General features: G+C 52.3%; 16 protein-coding genes. All 16 read left to right on the forward strand.

Going from position 1 to position 15,897, the window contains the following annotated elements:
• Positions 1-9 precede the first annotated feature (9 nt).
• The 16 genes from FYJ64_RS03860 (at position 10) to pheS (ending at position 15,846) form a co-directional block, all read left to right on the forward strand.
• Entirely contained in the window at positions 10-486 is a 477-nt protein-coding gene (locus FYJ64_RS03860) for a hypothetical protein (protein ID WP_154573929.1), read from the forward strand.
• 187 nt (positions 487-673) lie between these two features.
• Positions 674-1,510, forward strand: a complete 837-nt coding sequence (locus FYJ64_RS03865) for an acyl-[acyl-carrier-protein] thioesterase (RefSeq protein WP_154573930.1) — start codon at positions 674-676, stop codon at positions 1,508-1,510.
• The gene (locus FYJ64_RS03870) at positions 1,507-1,752 is read left to right on the forward strand and encodes a GIY-YIG nuclease family protein (RefSeq protein WP_154573931.1); all 246 of its coding nucleotides are present in this window, start codon (positions 1,507-1,509) and stop codon (positions 1,750-1,752) included. The genes FYJ64_RS03865 and FYJ64_RS03870 overlap by 4 nt, the downstream gene beginning before the upstream one ends.
• Before the next feature lie 194 nt (positions 1,753-1,946).
• A complete protein-coding gene (gene mraZ, locus FYJ64_RS03875) occupies positions 1,947-2,378 on the forward strand; it encodes a division/cell wall cluster transcriptional repressor MraZ (RefSeq protein WP_075712195.1) in 432 nt (143 codons plus the stop codon).
• A gap of 8 nt (positions 2,379-2,386) precedes the next feature.
• Positions 2,387-3,322, forward strand: coding sequence for a 16S rRNA (cytosine(1402)-N(4))-methyltransferase RsmH (gene rsmH / locus FYJ64_RS03880; RefSeq protein ID WP_154573932.1), 936 nt, complete (start codon positions 2,387-2,389; stop codon positions 3,320-3,322).
• A gap of 9 nt (positions 3,323-3,331) precedes the next feature.
• The gene (locus tag FYJ64_RS03885; protein ID WP_154573933.1) at positions 3,332-3,658 is read left to right on the forward strand and encodes an FtsB family cell division protein; all 327 of its coding nucleotides are present in this window, start codon (positions 3,332-3,334) and stop codon (positions 3,656-3,658) included.
• An 88-nt stretch (positions 3,659-3,746) separates the two neighbouring features.
• Entirely contained in the window at positions 3,747-5,753 is a 2,007-nt protein-coding gene (locus tag FYJ64_RS03890) for a penicillin-binding transpeptidase domain-containing protein (protein WP_154573934.1), read from the forward strand.
• Positions 5,754-5,764: 11 nt separating this feature from the next.
• Complete coding sequence (locus FYJ64_RS03895) at positions 5,765-7,135, forward strand: UDP-N-acetylmuramoyl-tripeptide--D-alanyl-D-alanine ligase (protein WP_154573935.1); 1,371 nt, start codon at positions 5,765-5,767, stop codon at positions 7,133-7,135.
• 11 nt (positions 7,136-7,146) lie between these two features.
• On the forward strand, positions 7,147-8,109 hold the full coding sequence (mraY, locus tag FYJ64_RS03900) for a phospho-N-acetylmuramoyl-pentapeptide-transferase (RefSeq protein WP_154573936.1): 963 nt from the start codon (positions 7,147-7,149) through the stop codon (positions 8,107-8,109).
• A gap of 76 nt (positions 8,110-8,185) precedes the next feature.
• Positions 8,186-9,559, forward strand: coding sequence for a UDP-N-acetylmuramoyl-L-alanine--D-glutamate ligase (gene murD / locus FYJ64_RS03905; RefSeq protein ID WP_154573937.1), 1,374 nt, complete (start codon positions 8,186-8,188; stop codon positions 9,557-9,559).
• Positions 9,560-10,789 carry a putative lipid II flippase FtsW gene (ftsW, locus tag FYJ64_RS03910; protein WP_154573938.1) on the forward strand — a complete coding sequence of 410 codons (1,230 nt, stop codon included), beginning with the start codon at positions 9,560-9,562 and terminating at the stop codon, positions 10,787-10,789.
• Entirely contained in the window at positions 10,786-11,886 is a 1,101-nt protein-coding gene (murG, locus tag FYJ64_RS03915) for an undecaprenyldiphospho-muramoylpentapeptide beta-N-acetylglucosaminyltransferase (protein ID WP_154573939.1), read from the forward strand. The genes ftsW and murG overlap by 4 nt, the downstream gene beginning before the upstream one ends.
• Positions 11,887-11,895: 9 nt before the next feature.
• Complete coding sequence (locus FYJ64_RS03920; protein WP_154573940.1) at positions 11,896-12,753, forward strand: cell division protein FtsQ/DivIB; 858 nt, start codon at positions 11,896-11,898, stop codon at positions 12,751-12,753.
• Positions 12,754-12,825: 72 nt separating this feature from the next.
• Complete coding sequence (gene ftsZ, locus FYJ64_RS03925; protein ID WP_154573941.1) at positions 12,826-13,962, forward strand: cell division protein FtsZ; 1,137 nt, start codon at positions 12,826-12,828, stop codon at positions 13,960-13,962.
• A gap of 72 nt (positions 13,963-14,034) precedes the next feature.
• Positions 14,035-14,805 (forward strand): TrmH family RNA methyltransferase, encoded by a 771-nt coding sequence (locus FYJ64_RS03930; protein WP_154573942.1) that lies wholly within the window; start codon positions 14,035-14,037, stop codon positions 14,803-14,805.
• 18 nt (positions 14,806-14,823) lie between these two features.
• Positions 14,824-15,846, forward strand: a complete 1,023-nt coding sequence (gene pheS, locus FYJ64_RS03935; protein ID WP_154573943.1) for a phenylalanine--tRNA ligase subunit alpha — start codon at positions 14,824-14,826, stop codon at positions 15,844-15,846.
• The last annotated feature ends 51 nt before the right edge of the window (positions 15,847-15,897 follow it).

Genomic DNA, 15,897 nt, shown 5'->3' on the forward strand with positions numbered 1-15,897 from the left:
GAGAATGCTATGTTTAGTGATCAGGTGGCAGACAATATTGTCAACAATATCCTGAGACAGATGGGGGCGACCAAGATCAAGACGATGCCGGGTTACATCAATATTGTGACCTTTGCGCTTTCGGAGGATTTCGTCGTTCAGTATGTGTATGAGATGAAGGAGAACGAGACAATCTACCTTCAGAGGGTGACGCCCTATGAGCATTTCATCGGGGAGCCTGAGAATACGGATGCGTTGGTCGCGGCGATCAAGGAGGATCTGGACAGTTATAAGCGTGCGTTCGACAGCAGCAACTTCGAACTGTTTCTGAAACTCGCGGACAAGGCGGAGAAAGCAAAGAAAATCAGAGAGAGGCTGTTTTTGTCAGATAAATACGCAGATCAGGTAGATCTGGTGAAGGTGGATGCGGCGCTTGACAAGGTGCTGGCTGCTCTGGAGGATGCGGAGAAAAATCTGTGTGACGGAGACAGAAAAGTTTCGGAATAGCGTCCGGAGAAATGCCTCCGGCGTACTGCGCGGTTTGTGAAAACCGCGCCTTTTCTTTTTTGTTTTTGTACAAATTAAGGGTTCTGTAGTTTGACTTGAAATTCGCGAATGCTATATAATTAATGCGTACCCGGCACGCCTTAATTGATGCCTGTGCTCAGGGATTCATTTACAGTAGGGGGGAATTATGAAATATTCAGAGCACTATGAAGTGACCTGTCATGATGTAGATCAGAACAATCATATCAAACCGACGAATCTCGTTCGGTACATGCAGGAGACGGCGAACCATCAGATGAGAGATCGCAAACCGTCGTATTACGACCTTTTTTTTGACGGCAAAGCGTTTATCGTCACTCGTATGAACATCAAAATCCATGCGCAGCTTCAGCAATATGATAAAATAGAGGCGCACACATGGATTTGTCAGGGGAAGGCGGCGACTTTTCCGCGCTGCTATGAGATTCTGCGCGGGGATGAGCTGGTGGCAGAGGCGTACAGCGAATGGGCGGTGGCCAACCGGATCACCGGAAAACTCTGCGGAACGAATGAAATTGATATCACAGAATACGAACAGGATGAGGCGCTGACGCTTTCGATTCCCCGGCGGTATCATTTCCCGAAGGATCTGCGGTTCGAGCCGGTGGGGGAGCACCATGTTTTTTACAGTGACTGCGATATGAACCGTCATATGAACAACGCAAACTATTCCGATCTGCTCTGGAATTATATCCCCGGGATATGTGAAAAGGAAGTGACTTCAATTAATATCCGGTTTATGCGTGAAGCCGCGCTGGGTTCTGACATCGAGATCTTCGCGTCCCGCCCTGAACTTGCACTCGGGCAGGATGAGGATGCAGAGGAACTCTATGCGTTCCGGACCCGGGTAGATGGCGCGACCAATGTGGAGTGCCTGATGGGAGTGCGGCGAACGGAAATACAGGAGGCACCCGAACCCGCACGGGGAACGGAAACGCAGAAGTCGCCGGAGCCTGTGCAGAAACCGGAGAGTCGGAAGGAATGAATTACACCTATATTCTCCGCTGCGGTGACGGGAGCCTTTACACGGGCTGGACAAACAATCTGGAGAAGCGCCTGGAGGCGCATAACGCGGGGCGGGGCGGCAGGTACACCCGATCTAGGCTTCCCGTGAAACTGGTGTATTATGAATCTTTTGATACAAAAAACGAAGCGATGCGCCGGGAGGCGGCAATCAAAAAGCTCACCCGGCAGGAAAAAGAAAAACTTATAAAAGGGATCCGCTAATTTGGATACGATTTCAGAAAGGCCACAATATCTTGTGGCTTTTTTGTTATGTCTGGGAAAGAAAATGGTGTTTGGTGGAGAAAAGTGGTGTTAAATGACAATTCGGTGGTGAAAAATGTTTGAAAGGTGGTGTGAAGTGGTGTAGAATGGATTTGTATCAAAAGATAAAGGGGTAGAAGAGGAGTTCAGCCAAAATGTTCATGGGCACGTATTATAACTCCATAGATGCGAAGAACAGGCTGATCGTGCCCTCGAAGCACAGAGATCAGCTTGCAGGCAAATGCGTCCTGACGAAGGGGTTGGATACGTGCCTGTACATTTACTCCATGAACGAGTGGGATAAACTCACTGAAAAAATCGCGGAACTTCCGGAGTCGGATCCGAAGGTCAGGGAATACATCCGGGACCATTATGCGAATGCGGTCGAGTGTGAATTCGACAAGCAGGGAAGGATCGTTATTCCGCAGCCTCTGATCGATTACGCGAAAATCACCAAGGAACTGGTGACGATGGGGGCGATGAAGAAAATCGAAATCTGGAGCCGGGAAGTATGGGAGACTCCTGACAACGAGGGAAGCATGCAGACGGAGGACTACTCAGAAGCTCTCGCGAAGTACAATTTTTAGGAGCGGCTATGGAATTCAGGCACACGCCGGTGCTGCTGGATCAGTGCATCGAAAATCTCAATATCAGACCGGACGGCATCTATGTGGACGGAACGTTAGGGGGAGGGGGACACTCCTTTCATATCTGTGAACGTCTGTCAGAGCAGGGAATGCTGATCGGAATAGACAGGGACAGGGATGCGCTGGAAGCGGCAGAGAAACGGCTGCGGGAATTCAGCTGCAGGAAGTACTTTGTTCAAAGCAACTACGCTGACATCAGGACAGTACTGGCGGAAAAAGGGATAGAGAAAATAGACGGGGCTCTGCTGGACATCGGCGTTTCCTCCTTTCAGTTGGATAACGCAGAGAGGGGCTTTTCGTATATGCAGGACGCGCCGCTGGATATGAGGATGAACAGGGAGGACGATCTGACCGCGTACGACGTGGTCAACAGTTATGACCGGGATGAACTGACACGGATCATCCGGGAGTACGGAGAGGAACGCTGGGCCTCCAGAATCGCGGCTTTCATTGTGCGGGCGCGCGCTGAAAAACCCGTAGAGAGTACGTCGGAACTGGTGGAACTTATTAAGGAAGCCATTCCGGCCAGGGCGAGGCGGTCAGGTCCGCATCCGGCGAAACGGACGTTTCAGGCGATACGGATTGAAGTGAACGATGAACTGGGCGAATTGTCGCGGGCTGTTGACGAGTATCTGGATGTGATGAATCCGGGCGGAAGACTTTGTATCATTACCTTCCACTCCCTTGAGGACCGGATCGTCAAACAGAAACTGCAGAAGAGAGCGGATCCGTGTACATGTCCGCCGGAATTTCCTGTCTGTGTGTGCGGGAAAAAGGCCGATATCAGAAAGGTGACGCGGAAACCCATCGTGGCGGAAGCATCGGAACTGGATTTGAATCCACGCGCCCGGAGCGCCAAATTGCGGGTGTGTGAAAAGATTTAGGGGTCAATCATGAGTGTAATTGATAAGAGAAGAATACTGGCGGCGATCGTCATGATCGGCTGCATCTGTGTGGCGATGGTGGTGATGACCGCATACGCGGCGGAAATACGCTGTGAGAACAATGCTCTGATCGCGAAGAACAAGGCGCTGCAGGGTGAAGTGGATACGCTGGACGTGAAAATTAAAACAGCCAATAACGTAGATCACATCGAGAAGGTGGCGAAATCGAAACTGGGGATGGTTTATCCGACCTCAGGCAACTGTGTTTATCTGAAAGACAGCGATAAGCCCAGGCGCAACTTCGCTGCGGTGATCCGTAAGGAAGCATATAATTAATCCTTTATTCTTGATGCGTTTTCTATTATAATTGAATAGACAGTGACCAGACAACTTCATACAGAAACGGCTGTCTGGTTTTTTCGTAATGAACAGGAGTGGTTCAGACTATATGTCAAAGGTCGGGATGAGAAGCAAGAAAAGAGTCATCATCGTGTTCCTGATGATACTGGCTCTGGTGCTGGTGCTTGCTCTGCGGACTGCGTGGATTCAGGTCGTCAGGGCAGAGGACTACAGCCAGAAGGCGATCAGCCAGCAGATGAGCGACAGTACCATCGAGGCGAACCGGGGGGTGATTTATGACAAAAACGGGAAGGAGATGGCGTCCAGCGCCATCTGTTATTCCGTGTGGGTCCGACCGGCGCAGATAACAGAGAACTACGTCAGCGACACCAAACTGGATGAGATTTCCACAAAGCTGGCGGTGATCCTCGATATGAAGGCGTCCACTATTAAGAGTCGGCTGAAATCCAAGTCGAATCTGGTTCGTCTGGCGAAATATCTGGATAAAAAACAATGCGATAAGATTCGGGAACTGGATATCACAGGCCTTGAAATAACGGAGGGTACGAAGCGCTACTATCCGCTGGGTACGACCGCCGCGAAGCTTCTGGGGAGCGTTACCGACGACAATGTTGGACGCAGCGGAATCGAAGCGCAGTTCGATAACTATCTGAGCGGAGTTTCCGGAAGGTGGATCAAGGAAACCGACCTCAACGGGGATACTCTGTCCTACGGCTCGCAGAAACTTTATCAGGCTAAGGACGGATATAATCTGTATCTGACCATAGATGAGGTGCTCCAGAACTACGCTGAAAAGGCAGTGGCCGCCGCGATGAGAAAAACGCAGGCGAAACGGATCATGTGTCTTGTCATGAATCCGGAGACAGGGGATATTCTGGCGTGCGTCACGAATCCATCCTTTGATCCCAATAACGCGACGGAGCCGATTTCCGGGACGGAACTCGCCGCCTTTAATAAAATGACGACCAAGCAGCAGACAAACTATCTCAGCCAGATGTGGAGCAATCCCATCGTCAGTGATCTTTACGAGCCGGGTTCCACCTTCAAACTGATCACAACCTCTGCGGCGCTGGAGGAGGGGGTGACGACGCCGACTGCGCGATATTATGACAGCGGCTCCATTCTGGTGAACGGAACACGCCTGTACTGCTGGAACAAAGCAGGGCACGGCAACCAGACCCTTACCCAGGCGGTCGGAAATTCCTGCAATACGGTGCAGGTTCGTCTGGTGGAGAAACTTGGAAAAAAGAAATACTACAATTATCTGGAAATGTTTGGAATCACAGATAAGACGCATGTGGATCTGCCCGCGGAAACTTCCGCAATTATCAAGAGCGAATCCTCGCTGAGCAGTGTGGATCTCGCAACAATGTCCTACGGACAGGGCATCGCGCTGACGCCGATACAGATTCTGACGGCAGCCTGCGCTATCGGAAACGACGGCGTTCTGATGCAGCCGCGGATCGTCAGCAGAATGACTGACAGCAGCGGGAAAACAGTAAAGACATTTAAGACAAAGAAGGTCCGGAAGGTCATCTCCACGAAGACTGCGAACGAAATGAAGGACATCATGGAATACGTGGTTGAAAAGGGCGGCGGCAAAAACGCGGCAGTCGCGGGCTACCGGATCGGAGGCAAAACCGGTACTGCGGACAAGGTTGTGAACGGAAAATATACGAAGGACACCTATTCCTCCTTCCTGGGCATGGCGCCGATGGAAAATCCGAAACTGGCGGTTCTCGTCGTTGTGGACAGTCCTAAGGGAAGTCAGTACGGAAGTGCGGTTGCCGCACCGGTGGCGGGAGTCTTCTTCAAAAAGGCGCTGACCTACATGGAGATCAGTCCCAGGTACACCAGTTCCTCAGAGAAAAACCAGAATGTTGTTTATCTTCCCAGGCTTACCGGGAAAACCTATGCACAGGCTGCGGCGATCCTGAGTAAAAAGGGACTTAAATATCAGGTGAGTCCGGCCATTAAGAACGGAAAAACTGATTTCAAAATTGTGGATCAGTACCCGAAGGCCGGAACCAGAGTGAATAAAGGCGATACAGTATATCTTTACAGAAAGTAGAGGAATGTAAAATGGATGCCATTACGATCAGAGAAATCGTAGACGCAACAAGCGGTCAGCTGCTGTCCGGGAAGGAGGACGCTGTTGTCACGGGCGTGTGCACGGATTCCAGAATTTTTCAGCAGGGCGATCTGTTTGTGGCGCTGCTGGGAGAAAATACTGACGCGCATCGCTTTGTCCGTCAGGTCGCAGAGCAGGGAGGAAAAACCTTCCTGATTTCTGAAAGAGACGCAGCAGAGGCGCTCGCTGACGCGAACGTCATCCTGGTGCAGGACACGCTGGCGGGACTTCAGGCGCTGACCCATTACTACCTGGACAAAATCGGGGTCGGGAAAATTGCGGTGACAGGAAGCGTCGGAAAGACCTCCACCCGGGATATGGTCTATTATATCCTGAGCGAAAAGTATAAGACGGGACGTCCCATCAAGAACTACAACAGCGATGTTGGAATCCCGCTGACCGTGTTCACCTTTGACTCTACGACGGAGATGGCGGTTCTGGAGGAAGGCATGGAGCACGCCGGCGAGATTCACCGTCTGGCAGATATGACCAGACCGGAAGTGGCGATCATCACGAATGTGGGGATCAGCCACCTGGAAAATCTGGGCTCCCGGGAAAATATTTACAGAGCGAAGATGGAGATTACCGATTTCTTCGGCAGAGATAATGTCCTGATTATCAATGAATCCTGTGATCTGCTGAAGCGCAGCAGGATTCACGGCGATTACAGGGTGATTACCGTAGGCGAAACCGGTGCAGAGGATTATGTGGTCTCTGATATTCGGGACATGGGCCTGGAAGGCGTGAATTTTACTCTTACGACGGGCGGAGAATCCCGGGAATTCCGGCTGAACGTTCCGGGTGCGCACAACGCTCTGAACGCAGCGCTCGCTGTCGCAGCGTGCGCGCGGTACGGCGTCACTATGGATCAGGCGGCGGAGGGACTGCTTAAACTGCAGCTGACTGGGAAACGTCTTAAGGTCAGAGAAGCTCGCGGGATTCGTGTGCTGGATGATTCCTACAACGCCGCGCCGGATTCAGTGAAGTCTGCAATCCGCACCGTGGAGGCGACGCCGGCGGAACGCTGGGTGGCAATACTGGGCGCAATGAACGAGCTTGGTGACGACACTCCTGCGCTCCACTATGAAGTCGGGAAATATGCGGCGGAACACGGGATTTCGCTTGTCATCGGGATAGAACCGAAAGCGGCGGAAATCGTAAGAGGCGCACGGGAGGCCGGCTGCAACGCTTTGTATTTTGATGAAAAGGAAGATCTGTATCCGGAGCTTCCGAAACTTTTGAAGGAGGGCGATCTGGTGCTGACGAAAGCTTCCATGACCAGGCACTTCTGGGAGATCGCCGACAAAATCATTAACGGTTAGGGGAAAGAAACATGAGAGCTTATCAATTTGGTGTTGTTATTGTTCTGGCGGTCATCGCAAGTGTAGTGCTGACCTCCATCGAAATTCCGATTCTGAAGCACAGGCAGTTCCAGCAGTTCATCCGCGAGGACGGGCCGAAATCCCACCTCAAAAAACAGGGAACGCCGACGATGGGCGGAATCGCAATCTATGCGGCCATCGTCATGTGCACGATTATCGGTACGCGTCCGACCCGCGATACCTGGATCATCATCCTGGTCGGTCTGGTGTTCGGCCTGATCGGATTCCTGGATGATTTCATCAAGGTCACTGAGAAACACAACCTTGGACTGCGTGCATGGCAGAAACTGGTTCTGCAGATTCTGGCCGGCGTCCTGTTCGGTATCTACATCATGAAGTTCACCGATATGGGGAGCCAGGTCTGGGTGCCGTTCATCGATCGCAACGTTGATTTCGGAATCTGGTTTGTGCCCTTCGTTGCCTTCGTCCTGGTAGCGATGGCGAATTCTGTGAACCTGACAGACGGAATGGACGGACTCTGCGGCGGAGTATCCGCCATCTTCGCGTTCTTCTTTGCGATCGTTGCGAATATATTCGCCAGCTATCCCAGTGCATTTTATCTGTGCGCGGTCTGCGGTGCGTGCATCGGCTTCCTTGTATATAACAAATATCCGGCCCGGGTGTTCATGGGCGATACGGGCTCAATGGCTCTGGGCGGAGGCATGACGGCGGCGATTCTGCTGACAAAGGCAGAACTGCTGATCCCATTTGCGGGCTTTGTCTTTGTGATGGAGGCACTGTCGGTGATCATTCAGGTTGTTTCGTTCCAGACCACCGGAAAGCGGGTATTCCGGATGGCGCCGATCCATCACCACTTTGAAGAAGGTGGAATGCCGGAAAAGCGGGTTGTCCTCATGTTCTGGATTGCAGCGGCGGTCTGCTGTGCCGCTGCATACGGGATCCTGAAGATTTGAGAGGAATTGTGAACTGCTCTGCGGCAGTCTTTGTCAAAAGAGTAAAGCACTGAGGAGCTGGATGGAGATGATGAAAATGACAAACAGAGAAAATATGAAGGGGATGCGGATCCTGGTGGTCGGCTTCGGCCGCTCGGGAATCGCTGCGGCACAAGCGCTGCTCCGGCTGGGGGCAGAGGTGTCGGTGCAGGATTCGAAGAAGGAAGATGACCTTGACGGTAACCTGCTGAATTTCTTTCGCACTCAGGGTGCACGGTTTTATCTGAATACGATGCCACCGGACATGGGCTGTTTTGATATGCTGGTGCTCAGTCCGGGAGTGAGCCCTGAACTGCCCTTTGTCCGGGAGGCAAAGGAAAAGGGCGCAGAGATTATCGGAGAACTTGAAATCGCCTATCGGATTGGCAAAGGAAATTATGTTGCGATTACCGGAACCAACGGGAAAACGACCACAACGACGTTGGTGGGTGAGATCTTTGTCAAAGCGAAGAGAAGGACTCATGTCGTGGGAAATATAGGAGTCGCAGTGATCAGTGCGTCTGCAGCGGCGGAGGAGCAGGACTGGCTCGTTACAGAATGCAGCAGCTTCCAGCTGGAGACTACACGGTATTTTAAACCGGTGGTTTCGGCAATTCTCAATCTCACACCAGATCATCTGAACCGGCATCATACAATGGAGGCCTATGGCGCGGCGAAAGCGAAAATCTTCGCTAATCAGTCCGCGGACGGATGGCTTGTGATCAATTATGACGACAAGGCCTGCTATGCGCTGGCGAAGGGCTGCAGAGCGGGCGTGGTTCCGTTCAGCGTCGAGGAGGAACTGGAGTTCGGAGCCTTTGTGAAGGATGACAGATTGGTGATCCGCGGAAGAGACGGGGCTCTGACAGAAATCTGCCGGAGAGAAGATATCCGTATTATCGGAAAGCACAATCTGCAGAATGTGCTGGCAGCGGCTGCGATCTGTTATTTCGCCGGTATCGATCCGGAAACGATCCGAAAAGGAATCTGTGAATTCCGGGGCGTGGAGCACCGGATCGAGTTCTGCGGCGAGCACGGCGGCGTCAGATATTACAACGATTCCAAGGGGACGAATACGGATGCGTCGATTACGGCGCTGAAGGCGATTGAACACAACATTATTCTGATTGCGGGCGGGGACGCCAAGGGACAGGAGTTTGACGGATTCGTCAGAGAATTTCCGGGAAGAGTGAAGAAACTTGTTCTGCTGGGGCGGGACGCACATCTGATTCAGGAAGCGGCCGACCGGGCGGGATTTTCAGATTATGTATACTGCAGGGACATGGCAGAGTGCGTGGAGAAAGCGGCGGAGCTGGCGGAACCGGGCGATACGGTTCTGCTGTCGCCGGCCTGTGCGAGCTGGGACATGTATGACAGCTACGAACAGCGCGGAGAGCATTTCAAGGAATGTGTCGCGCGGTTGGGAGTGTAAATGAAAAAGCGGTCGAGAACGAAGTTATCAGAGGAACTCAGCATCCTGAAAAGACTGAGGCAATGCGATTTCACGGTGCTTCTTCTGGTGGTCATCCTGGTGATCTTCGGGGTCGTGATGGTGTTCAGCGCGAGTTATTACAATTCGATCAATTACAGTGGAACGCCTTACACGTATCTGAAAAAGCAGCTGTTTTTCGCTCTGACGGGTGCGGCGCTGATGTATGCCACATCGGTGGTGGACTATCATCTCTACCGGAGGTTTGACTGGATACTGCTGATCCTGAGCCTCGTGCTCCTTGTGTTGCTGTTTACGCCTCTGGGCGTGACTACGAACGGCGCGACGCGCTGGCTGCGGGTGGGCCCGCTGTCTATCATGCCGGGAGAAATCGCGAAGGTTGCGGCGATTTTGTTTACGGCATCCTTTTTTGCGGATGAGCCGAACCGGGTTTTGTCCCTGAAACGGGGCGTTCTTCCGATGGCGGGGCTCATGGCGCTGCTGGGCATACTGATCATCAAACAGCCGAATCTATCCACGGCGCTCACCGTCGTCGGAATTATTGCGGGAATGATGTTTCTGTCGGGACTTCAGTGGAGGTATCTCATCGGAGCATTCGGGCTCGGCGCCGGCGGACTGCTCATTCTCAGTCAGACCGGAACCTACTGGGGAGATCGTCTGACCAGTTTCACCGATCCGTTCAAGGATGCCCAGGGCGATGGATTCCAGGCGGTGCAGTCGCTGCTGGCGCTGGGCACCGGAGGACTGTTCGGCCTCGGACTGGGAAAAAGCGTACAGAAGAATCTGTATCTCCCTGAACCGCAGAATGATTTTATCCTCGCGATTATCGGCGAAGAACTGGGCCTTGTGGGAGTTTTGATCCTGATGCTTGTGTTTGTTCTTCTCGTATGGAGATGCAGTATGGTGGCTATAAATGCGCCGGATCAGTTCGGTATGCTGCTGGCCGGCGGCGTCGCGCTGATGATCGGGATTCAGGTGGTGCTGAATGTGGCGGTGGTCACGTCTTCCATGCCGCCTACCGGGATTGCACTGCCCTTTGTAAGCTACGGAGGAAACGCGTTGTGGATTTTCATGGGGATGGCCGGGGTTGTCCTGAATATCTCGAGGCAGAGCAGAACCCTGAACCCGGAACAGAAGAAGAAAAAACAGAACCGCGTCCAGCGCGTGCGGGAGCGCGAGCGTGAACGCAGAGAAAGAGAGAGTTTGATATGAGAGCGATTGTAACTGGCGGTGGAACGGGCGGACACATTTATCCTGCCATCGCCATTGCGGACGCGATTAAAAAAAGAGAGCCGGACTCGCAGATCCTCTATATCGGCAACGAAATCGGTCTGGAAAAGGACATTGTGCCGGGAACCGGTTATCCGATGGAGATGGTTGCGGCGAAATGGATTGACAGAAGCAATGCCCTTAAGATTGTGGACACGGGGTTCACGACGCTGAGAGGGATCCGTCAGTCCCTGCGCATTATGAAGCGATTCCGCCCGGAGGCTGTCATCGGAACCGGCGGTTACGTGTGTTTTCCGGTGCTGTACGCGGGACACCGCTACGGTGCCAGGTGCTTTATTCATGAGCAGAATGCATTTCCGGGTATGGCCAACAAAAGCCTAGAACGTTTTGTGGACAAAGTATTTCTGGGCTTTCCGGAAGCATCGGATTATTTTCACGAACCGGAGAAACATGTGGTAACCGGAAATCCGGTGAGGGACAGTTTTTTCCGCGTGGGAAGAAAAGAAGCGCGGGACAGACTGAAAATCGGAGAGGATCAGTTCGCGGTGTTTTCTTTCGGCGGAAGCCAGGGCGCCGAACGCATCAATGAAGTGGTGTTTGAACTGATGAAAACATTTCAGGGGAACCCGGGAAAAGTTCTGATCTTTGGAACGGGAAGCCAGTATTACGATGAAATCTGTGAAGAAATCCGGAAGCAGGGGATTGAGACCGGACAGAATATCCGTGTCTGCTCATACATCAGAGACATGCCGGACTACCTCGCGGCGGCGGATCTGGTAATCGGCCGGGCCGGAGCACTTTCCGTTGCGGAAATCTGTGTCAGCGGCCGTCCCTCCATTCTGATCCCTTCACCGAATGTTACGGGAAATCATCAGTATTTTAACGCCAGATCGGTTGCGGATCGGGGAGGCGCTGTCTTGATTGAGGAGAAAAATCTGACGCCGGAACGGCTGATTGCCGAGGTAGACAGACTGGAGTCGGAGCCGGAAAAAAGAAACGCCATGGGAGAGGTGAGCCGGAACTGTGTTCCCCATAATTCCGCGGAACTTATTTACGAAGAAATCAGGAAAAGCCTGTGAGGGAGAACGATGGAGCAGGGGAAAAATACACGTCTTGCTTTCACTGAAGCAGCATCCGCGACGGCAACGGATGCGGAACAGCTGAATACGGAAGAGCCGGGCGCGCCGGAGGATATTCCGTGCAGAGAGATCCGCCGGAAGAAAAAAAAACGCAGAAAAAAGAATTTGCGGAGGCGGTTTCTGATTGCGCTGGTTCTCGTCGTGGCGTGCGCTGTGTTCCTGGCGTCACCGGTATTCAATATCAAGACTGTTACAGTATCGGGAAATGTGTATTATACCGACGAGGAGGTCGTCAATATGAGCGGTGCGGTCACCGGAAGAAACCTGGTGTTCTGCCCCGGAAAAAAGGAGATACGGAAACGTCTCCTGCAGGACCCTTATTTCGCGAAGGTGAAGGTGAAACGGCATCTGCCGTCTGCACTGGAGATCCGGGTGACAGAGAGAAAGCAGATCGCTGCGATCATTTACGGAAACCGTTATGTCGTTATCGACGAGGAAGGCCGGGTGCTCAGAATCGCCAGGACAGATCCCAAACTTACGACCCTTTCCGGTTTGACACTGAGCCGTATCAGGATCGGGAAAACAGTCCGTGCAGAAGAGAAGGAAACGCTGAAGGAGACGCTGGAAATGGTTTCCACCATGAGCCGGGGCGATCTGTACTTCAAGAAAATAAAAGTGCAGAAACGCACGATACGGGCGTATGTGTACGATACATTAATTGTAAAGGGAACGCCGGAACAGATGAAAAAAGCCATCGACAGCGGCAACCTGCAGAAGGTGATCAACAAATTGTATCAGAACAAGACAAAGCGCGGGACGATATCGCTGGGAGAGCATAATTATATATCGTTTTCTCCCTCATTTTAATAAAAAATTCGTGCAAATGTCCATATTATATGATAAAATATCACTAATATGGGATCCAAGGAGGCAGTATAAATGTTGCAATTTGAAAATGAACAGACGAGCGGAGCTGTTATAAAGGTGATCGGCGTCGGAGGCGGCGGCTGCAATGCGGTCAACAGAATGCTGGAAACGAACCTGCAGGGTGTGGAGTATATCGCGGTTAATACAGACAGTCAGGCGCTGGGGCGCTGTAATGCTGAGACGAAAATTCAGATCGGCGAGAAACTGACCAAGGGATTGGGGGCCGGCGGAAATCCGGAGATCGGACAGAAGTCCGCGGAAGAGACGCTGGATGTGATTGCGGATCTCATTGAGGGGACTGATATGGTGTTCATCACCGCAGGAATGGGAGGCGGAACCGGAACAGGCGCTGCTCCGATCATTGCCAAGGCGGCGAAGGACATGGGGATCCTCACCGTAGGCGTCGTTACCAAACCGTTTTCATTTGAAGGAAAGAAACGGAAGGCACAGGCTGATCTCGGACTGGACTTCCTGAAGAAATATGTGGATTCACTCGTCATCGTTCCGAATGACAAACTGCTGGAGAACTGTGAGAAGAATACGACGATGATCGACGCGTTCGCAATGGCGGACGACGTGCTGCGCCAGGGCGTACAGGGTATTTCAGACCTGATTTCGGATTTCGCGCTGATCAACGTGGACTTCGCGGATGTGAGATCGGTCATGACCGACCGGGGCGTCGCGCACATGGGCGTCGGGCACGGTTCCGGCGAGGACAGAGCCAAGGAGGCCGTCAAGGCAGCAATCGAAAGTCCGCTGCTTGAGACGAGAATCGACGGTGCCAAGGCGATTCTGCTGTACGTATCCGGCGGCTATGATCTGGGTATGATGGAAGTGAACGAGATCGCGAGCCTCGTCGAAGAACAGGCAGACAACGAGGCCATTCTGATCTTCGGTGCATCCGTCAGTGAGGAGATGAATAACGAGATTTCCATCACGGTCATCGCAACAGGCTTCGAGGACGGCCAGTCCGGACCGGATACCAGCGATTTCAAGCTGCCGGAATCCGCGCGTTCGCCGAGGAAAATTGTTACGGAAGATGGCATCAACGGCACCGAAGTCACGCTGGAGAAAATTTTCGAAGGAGCCAGAGAGGAAGATCCGTCGGACAGCAAGTTCGATATTCCGACCTTTCTGAACACCAAATAATCAAGTTCGCTTTTGAAAAGCCGGTGGTGCAAGCCGGCTTTTTAATACTATTGACGGAAGTTGCTTTACAACATGGAGAACAGGGTTTCATCAAAGGAAAACCGAATATACAGGGAATGTCAGCGGCTGACCCGGAAAAAGTACCGGGACAGGGAGGAAAGATATCTGATCGAGGGAGAAAATCTGATTCAGGAAGCCATTGAATACGGCGCGGATCTGGACCGGCTGATTCTGAGAGAGGATTGGAGTCAGAGTACCGATTTCCCTGTACGTTATTATGTCATGGACAGAAAACTGTTCGATACCCTCGCGCAGACTGAAACGAGCCAGGGAATCCTGGGAATCGTGAAGAAGCGGAGCTGTCGGAAAGATGAACTGCCCATGCTGCTTTCCCACAGAAATGTGGTGGTTCTGGACAGACTTCAGGACCCGGGCAACATCGGAACGATCATCCGCACTGCTGAGGGGGCCGGGTACGGTGCTGTGATCTGTCTGAAGGGGACTGCGGACGTATATTCCCCGAAGGTGGTAAGAGCCGCGGCCGGATCATTGTTTCGGATGCCGATCGTGACGGTGGCTTCTGAGCAGGACTTATTCGAACTGATACGGTCTATGGAGAAACGCCTTGTTGTGACGTGTCTTGAGGGCGACTGTATCTATTATGATGTAAACCTTACAGAAAATATCGCACTGGTAATCGGAAATGAGGGAAACGGCGCCAGCAGGAGTCTGATCGATCAGGCGGACGTCCGACTCCGTATTCCGATGAAGGGTGCGCTGGAATCACTGAATGCATCCGTGGCCGCCGGCATTCTGATGTACGAGGCCATGCGGACAAAATAAATATGAGGTAAAGAAAACATGCAGGAAAAATTAGAAAAGGTATTAGCGGAAGCAAAGGAGCAGCTGAAGGAGGCCGGTACTCTGGAAGAGACCGAAGCGATCCGGGTCCGCGTTCTGGGCAAGAAGGGACAGCTGACCCAGATTCTGAGAGGAATGGGCAAGCTCTCCAGAGAAGAAAAAAAAGAAATGGGGATGGCCGCCAATAAGGCGAAGGCTCAGTTTGAGGAAATGCTCCGGGAACGGGTGAAGCAGGTTCGAGAAAAGACCAGGGAAGCCCGGTTCAGGGAAGAGAAGATCGATGTTACCGAACCCGGCGTGCAGGTCACGATCGGAGTTGAGCATCCGATTACTCAGGTCATAAACGAGATCGTCGGGATTTTCCGTTCCATGGGATATTCCGTTTACGAAAGTCCGGAGGTCGATACCGTGTTCAACACGTTTGACGGACTGAATTCACCGGAATTCCACCCGGCCAGGGACATGTCGGATACCTTTTATATCGGGAAGGACATTGTGCTCCGTCCGCATACGTCTTCAGGCGAGGTACGGGCCGAGAAGGAGCTGCCGCTCCCATATAAAATCGTGATTCCCGGACGCTGCTTCCGGTGCGACACGCCGGACGCCACACATTCTCCCACATTTCATCAGGTAGAAATGATGGTGATCGGCGAAGATATTACTATGGCGGATCTGAAAGGCTCTCTGGATCAAATGGCTAAACAGCTGTTCGGACCGGAAACGAGAACCAAATTCCGCCCCCATCATTTCCCCTTCACTGAGCCCAGCGCAGAGATGGACGTCTCCTGCTTCAAGTGCGGCGGGAAGGGCTGCAACGTCTGCAAGGGAAGCGGCTGGATTGAAATCCTGGGCTGCGGGATGACGCACCCGCATGTACATCGTGTCGGCGGAATCGATACGGAAAAATACACTGGATTCGCAGTCGGAATGGGCGTAGAGCGAATTGCGATGCTGAAATACGGAATTGATGACATCCGGCTTCTGTATGAGAACGACATGAGATTCATCAATCAGTTCAAGTAGAAATCAGTCAGAAGCAAGAAACATTGAAAAATACACAATCTGTATTTGACA

Source organism: Hornefia butyriciproducens (genome assembly GCF_009695915.1).
Classification (GTDB): Bacteria; Bacillota; Clostridia; order Peptostreptococcales; family Anaerovoracaceae; genus Aminicella; species Aminicella butyriciproducens.

Bases quoted from the DNA above. Each gene is read 5' to 3' on its own strand.
- FYJ64_RS03860 (WP_154573929.1), top strand. From the start codon at position 10: ATGTTTAGTGATCAGGTGGCAGACAATATTGTCAACAATATCCTGAGA.
- FYJ64_RS03865 (WP_154573930.1), top strand. From the start codon at position 674: ATGAAATATTCAGAGCACTATGAAGTGACCTGTCATGATGTAGATCAG.
- FYJ64_RS03870 (WP_154573931.1), top strand. From the start codon at position 1,507: ATGAATTACACCTATATTCTCCGCTGCGGTGACGGGAGCCTTTACACG.
- mraZ (WP_075712195.1), top strand. From the start codon at position 1,947: ATGTTCATGGGCACGTATTATAACTCCATAGATGCGAAGAACAGGCTG.
- rsmH (WP_154573932.1), top strand. From the start codon at position 2,387: ATGGAATTCAGGCACACGCCGGTGCTGCTGGATCAGTGCATCGAAAAT.
- FYJ64_RS03885 (WP_154573933.1), top strand. From the start codon at position 3,332: ATGAGTGTAATTGATAAGAGAAGAATACTGGCGGCGATCGTCATGATC.
- FYJ64_RS03890 (WP_154573934.1), top strand. From the start codon at position 3,747: ATGAACAGGAGTGGTTCAGACTATATGTCAAAGGTCGGGATGAGAAGC.
- FYJ64_RS03895 (WP_154573935.1), top strand. From the start codon at position 5,765: ATGGATGCCATTACGATCAGAGAAATCGTAGACGCAACAAGCGGTCAG.
- mraY (WP_154573936.1), top strand. From the start codon at position 7,147: ATGAGAGCTTATCAATTTGGTGTTGTTATTGTTCTGGCGGTCATCGCA.
- murD (WP_154573937.1), top strand. From the start codon at position 8,186: ATGACAAACAGAGAAAATATGAAGGGGATGCGGATCCTGGTGGTCGGC.
- ftsW (WP_154573938.1), top strand. From the start codon at position 9,560: ATGAAAAAGCGGTCGAGAACGAAGTTATCAGAGGAACTCAGCATCCTG.
- murG (WP_154573939.1), top strand. From the start codon at position 10,786: ATGAGAGCGATTGTAACTGGCGGTGGAACGGGCGGACACATTTATCCT.
- FYJ64_RS03920 (WP_154573940.1), top strand. From the start codon at position 11,896: ATGGAGCAGGGGAAAAATACACGTCTTGCTTTCACTGAAGCAGCATCC.
- ftsZ (WP_154573941.1), top strand. From the start codon at position 12,826: ATGTTGCAATTTGAAAATGAACAGACGAGCGGAGCTGTTATAAAGGTG.
- FYJ64_RS03930 (WP_154573942.1), top strand. From the start codon at position 14,035: ATGGAGAACAGGGTTTCATCAAAGGAAAACCGAATATACAGGGAATGT.
- pheS (WP_154573943.1), top strand. From the start codon at position 14,824: ATGCAGGAAAAATTAGAAAAGGTATTAGCGGAAGCAAAGGAGCAGCTG.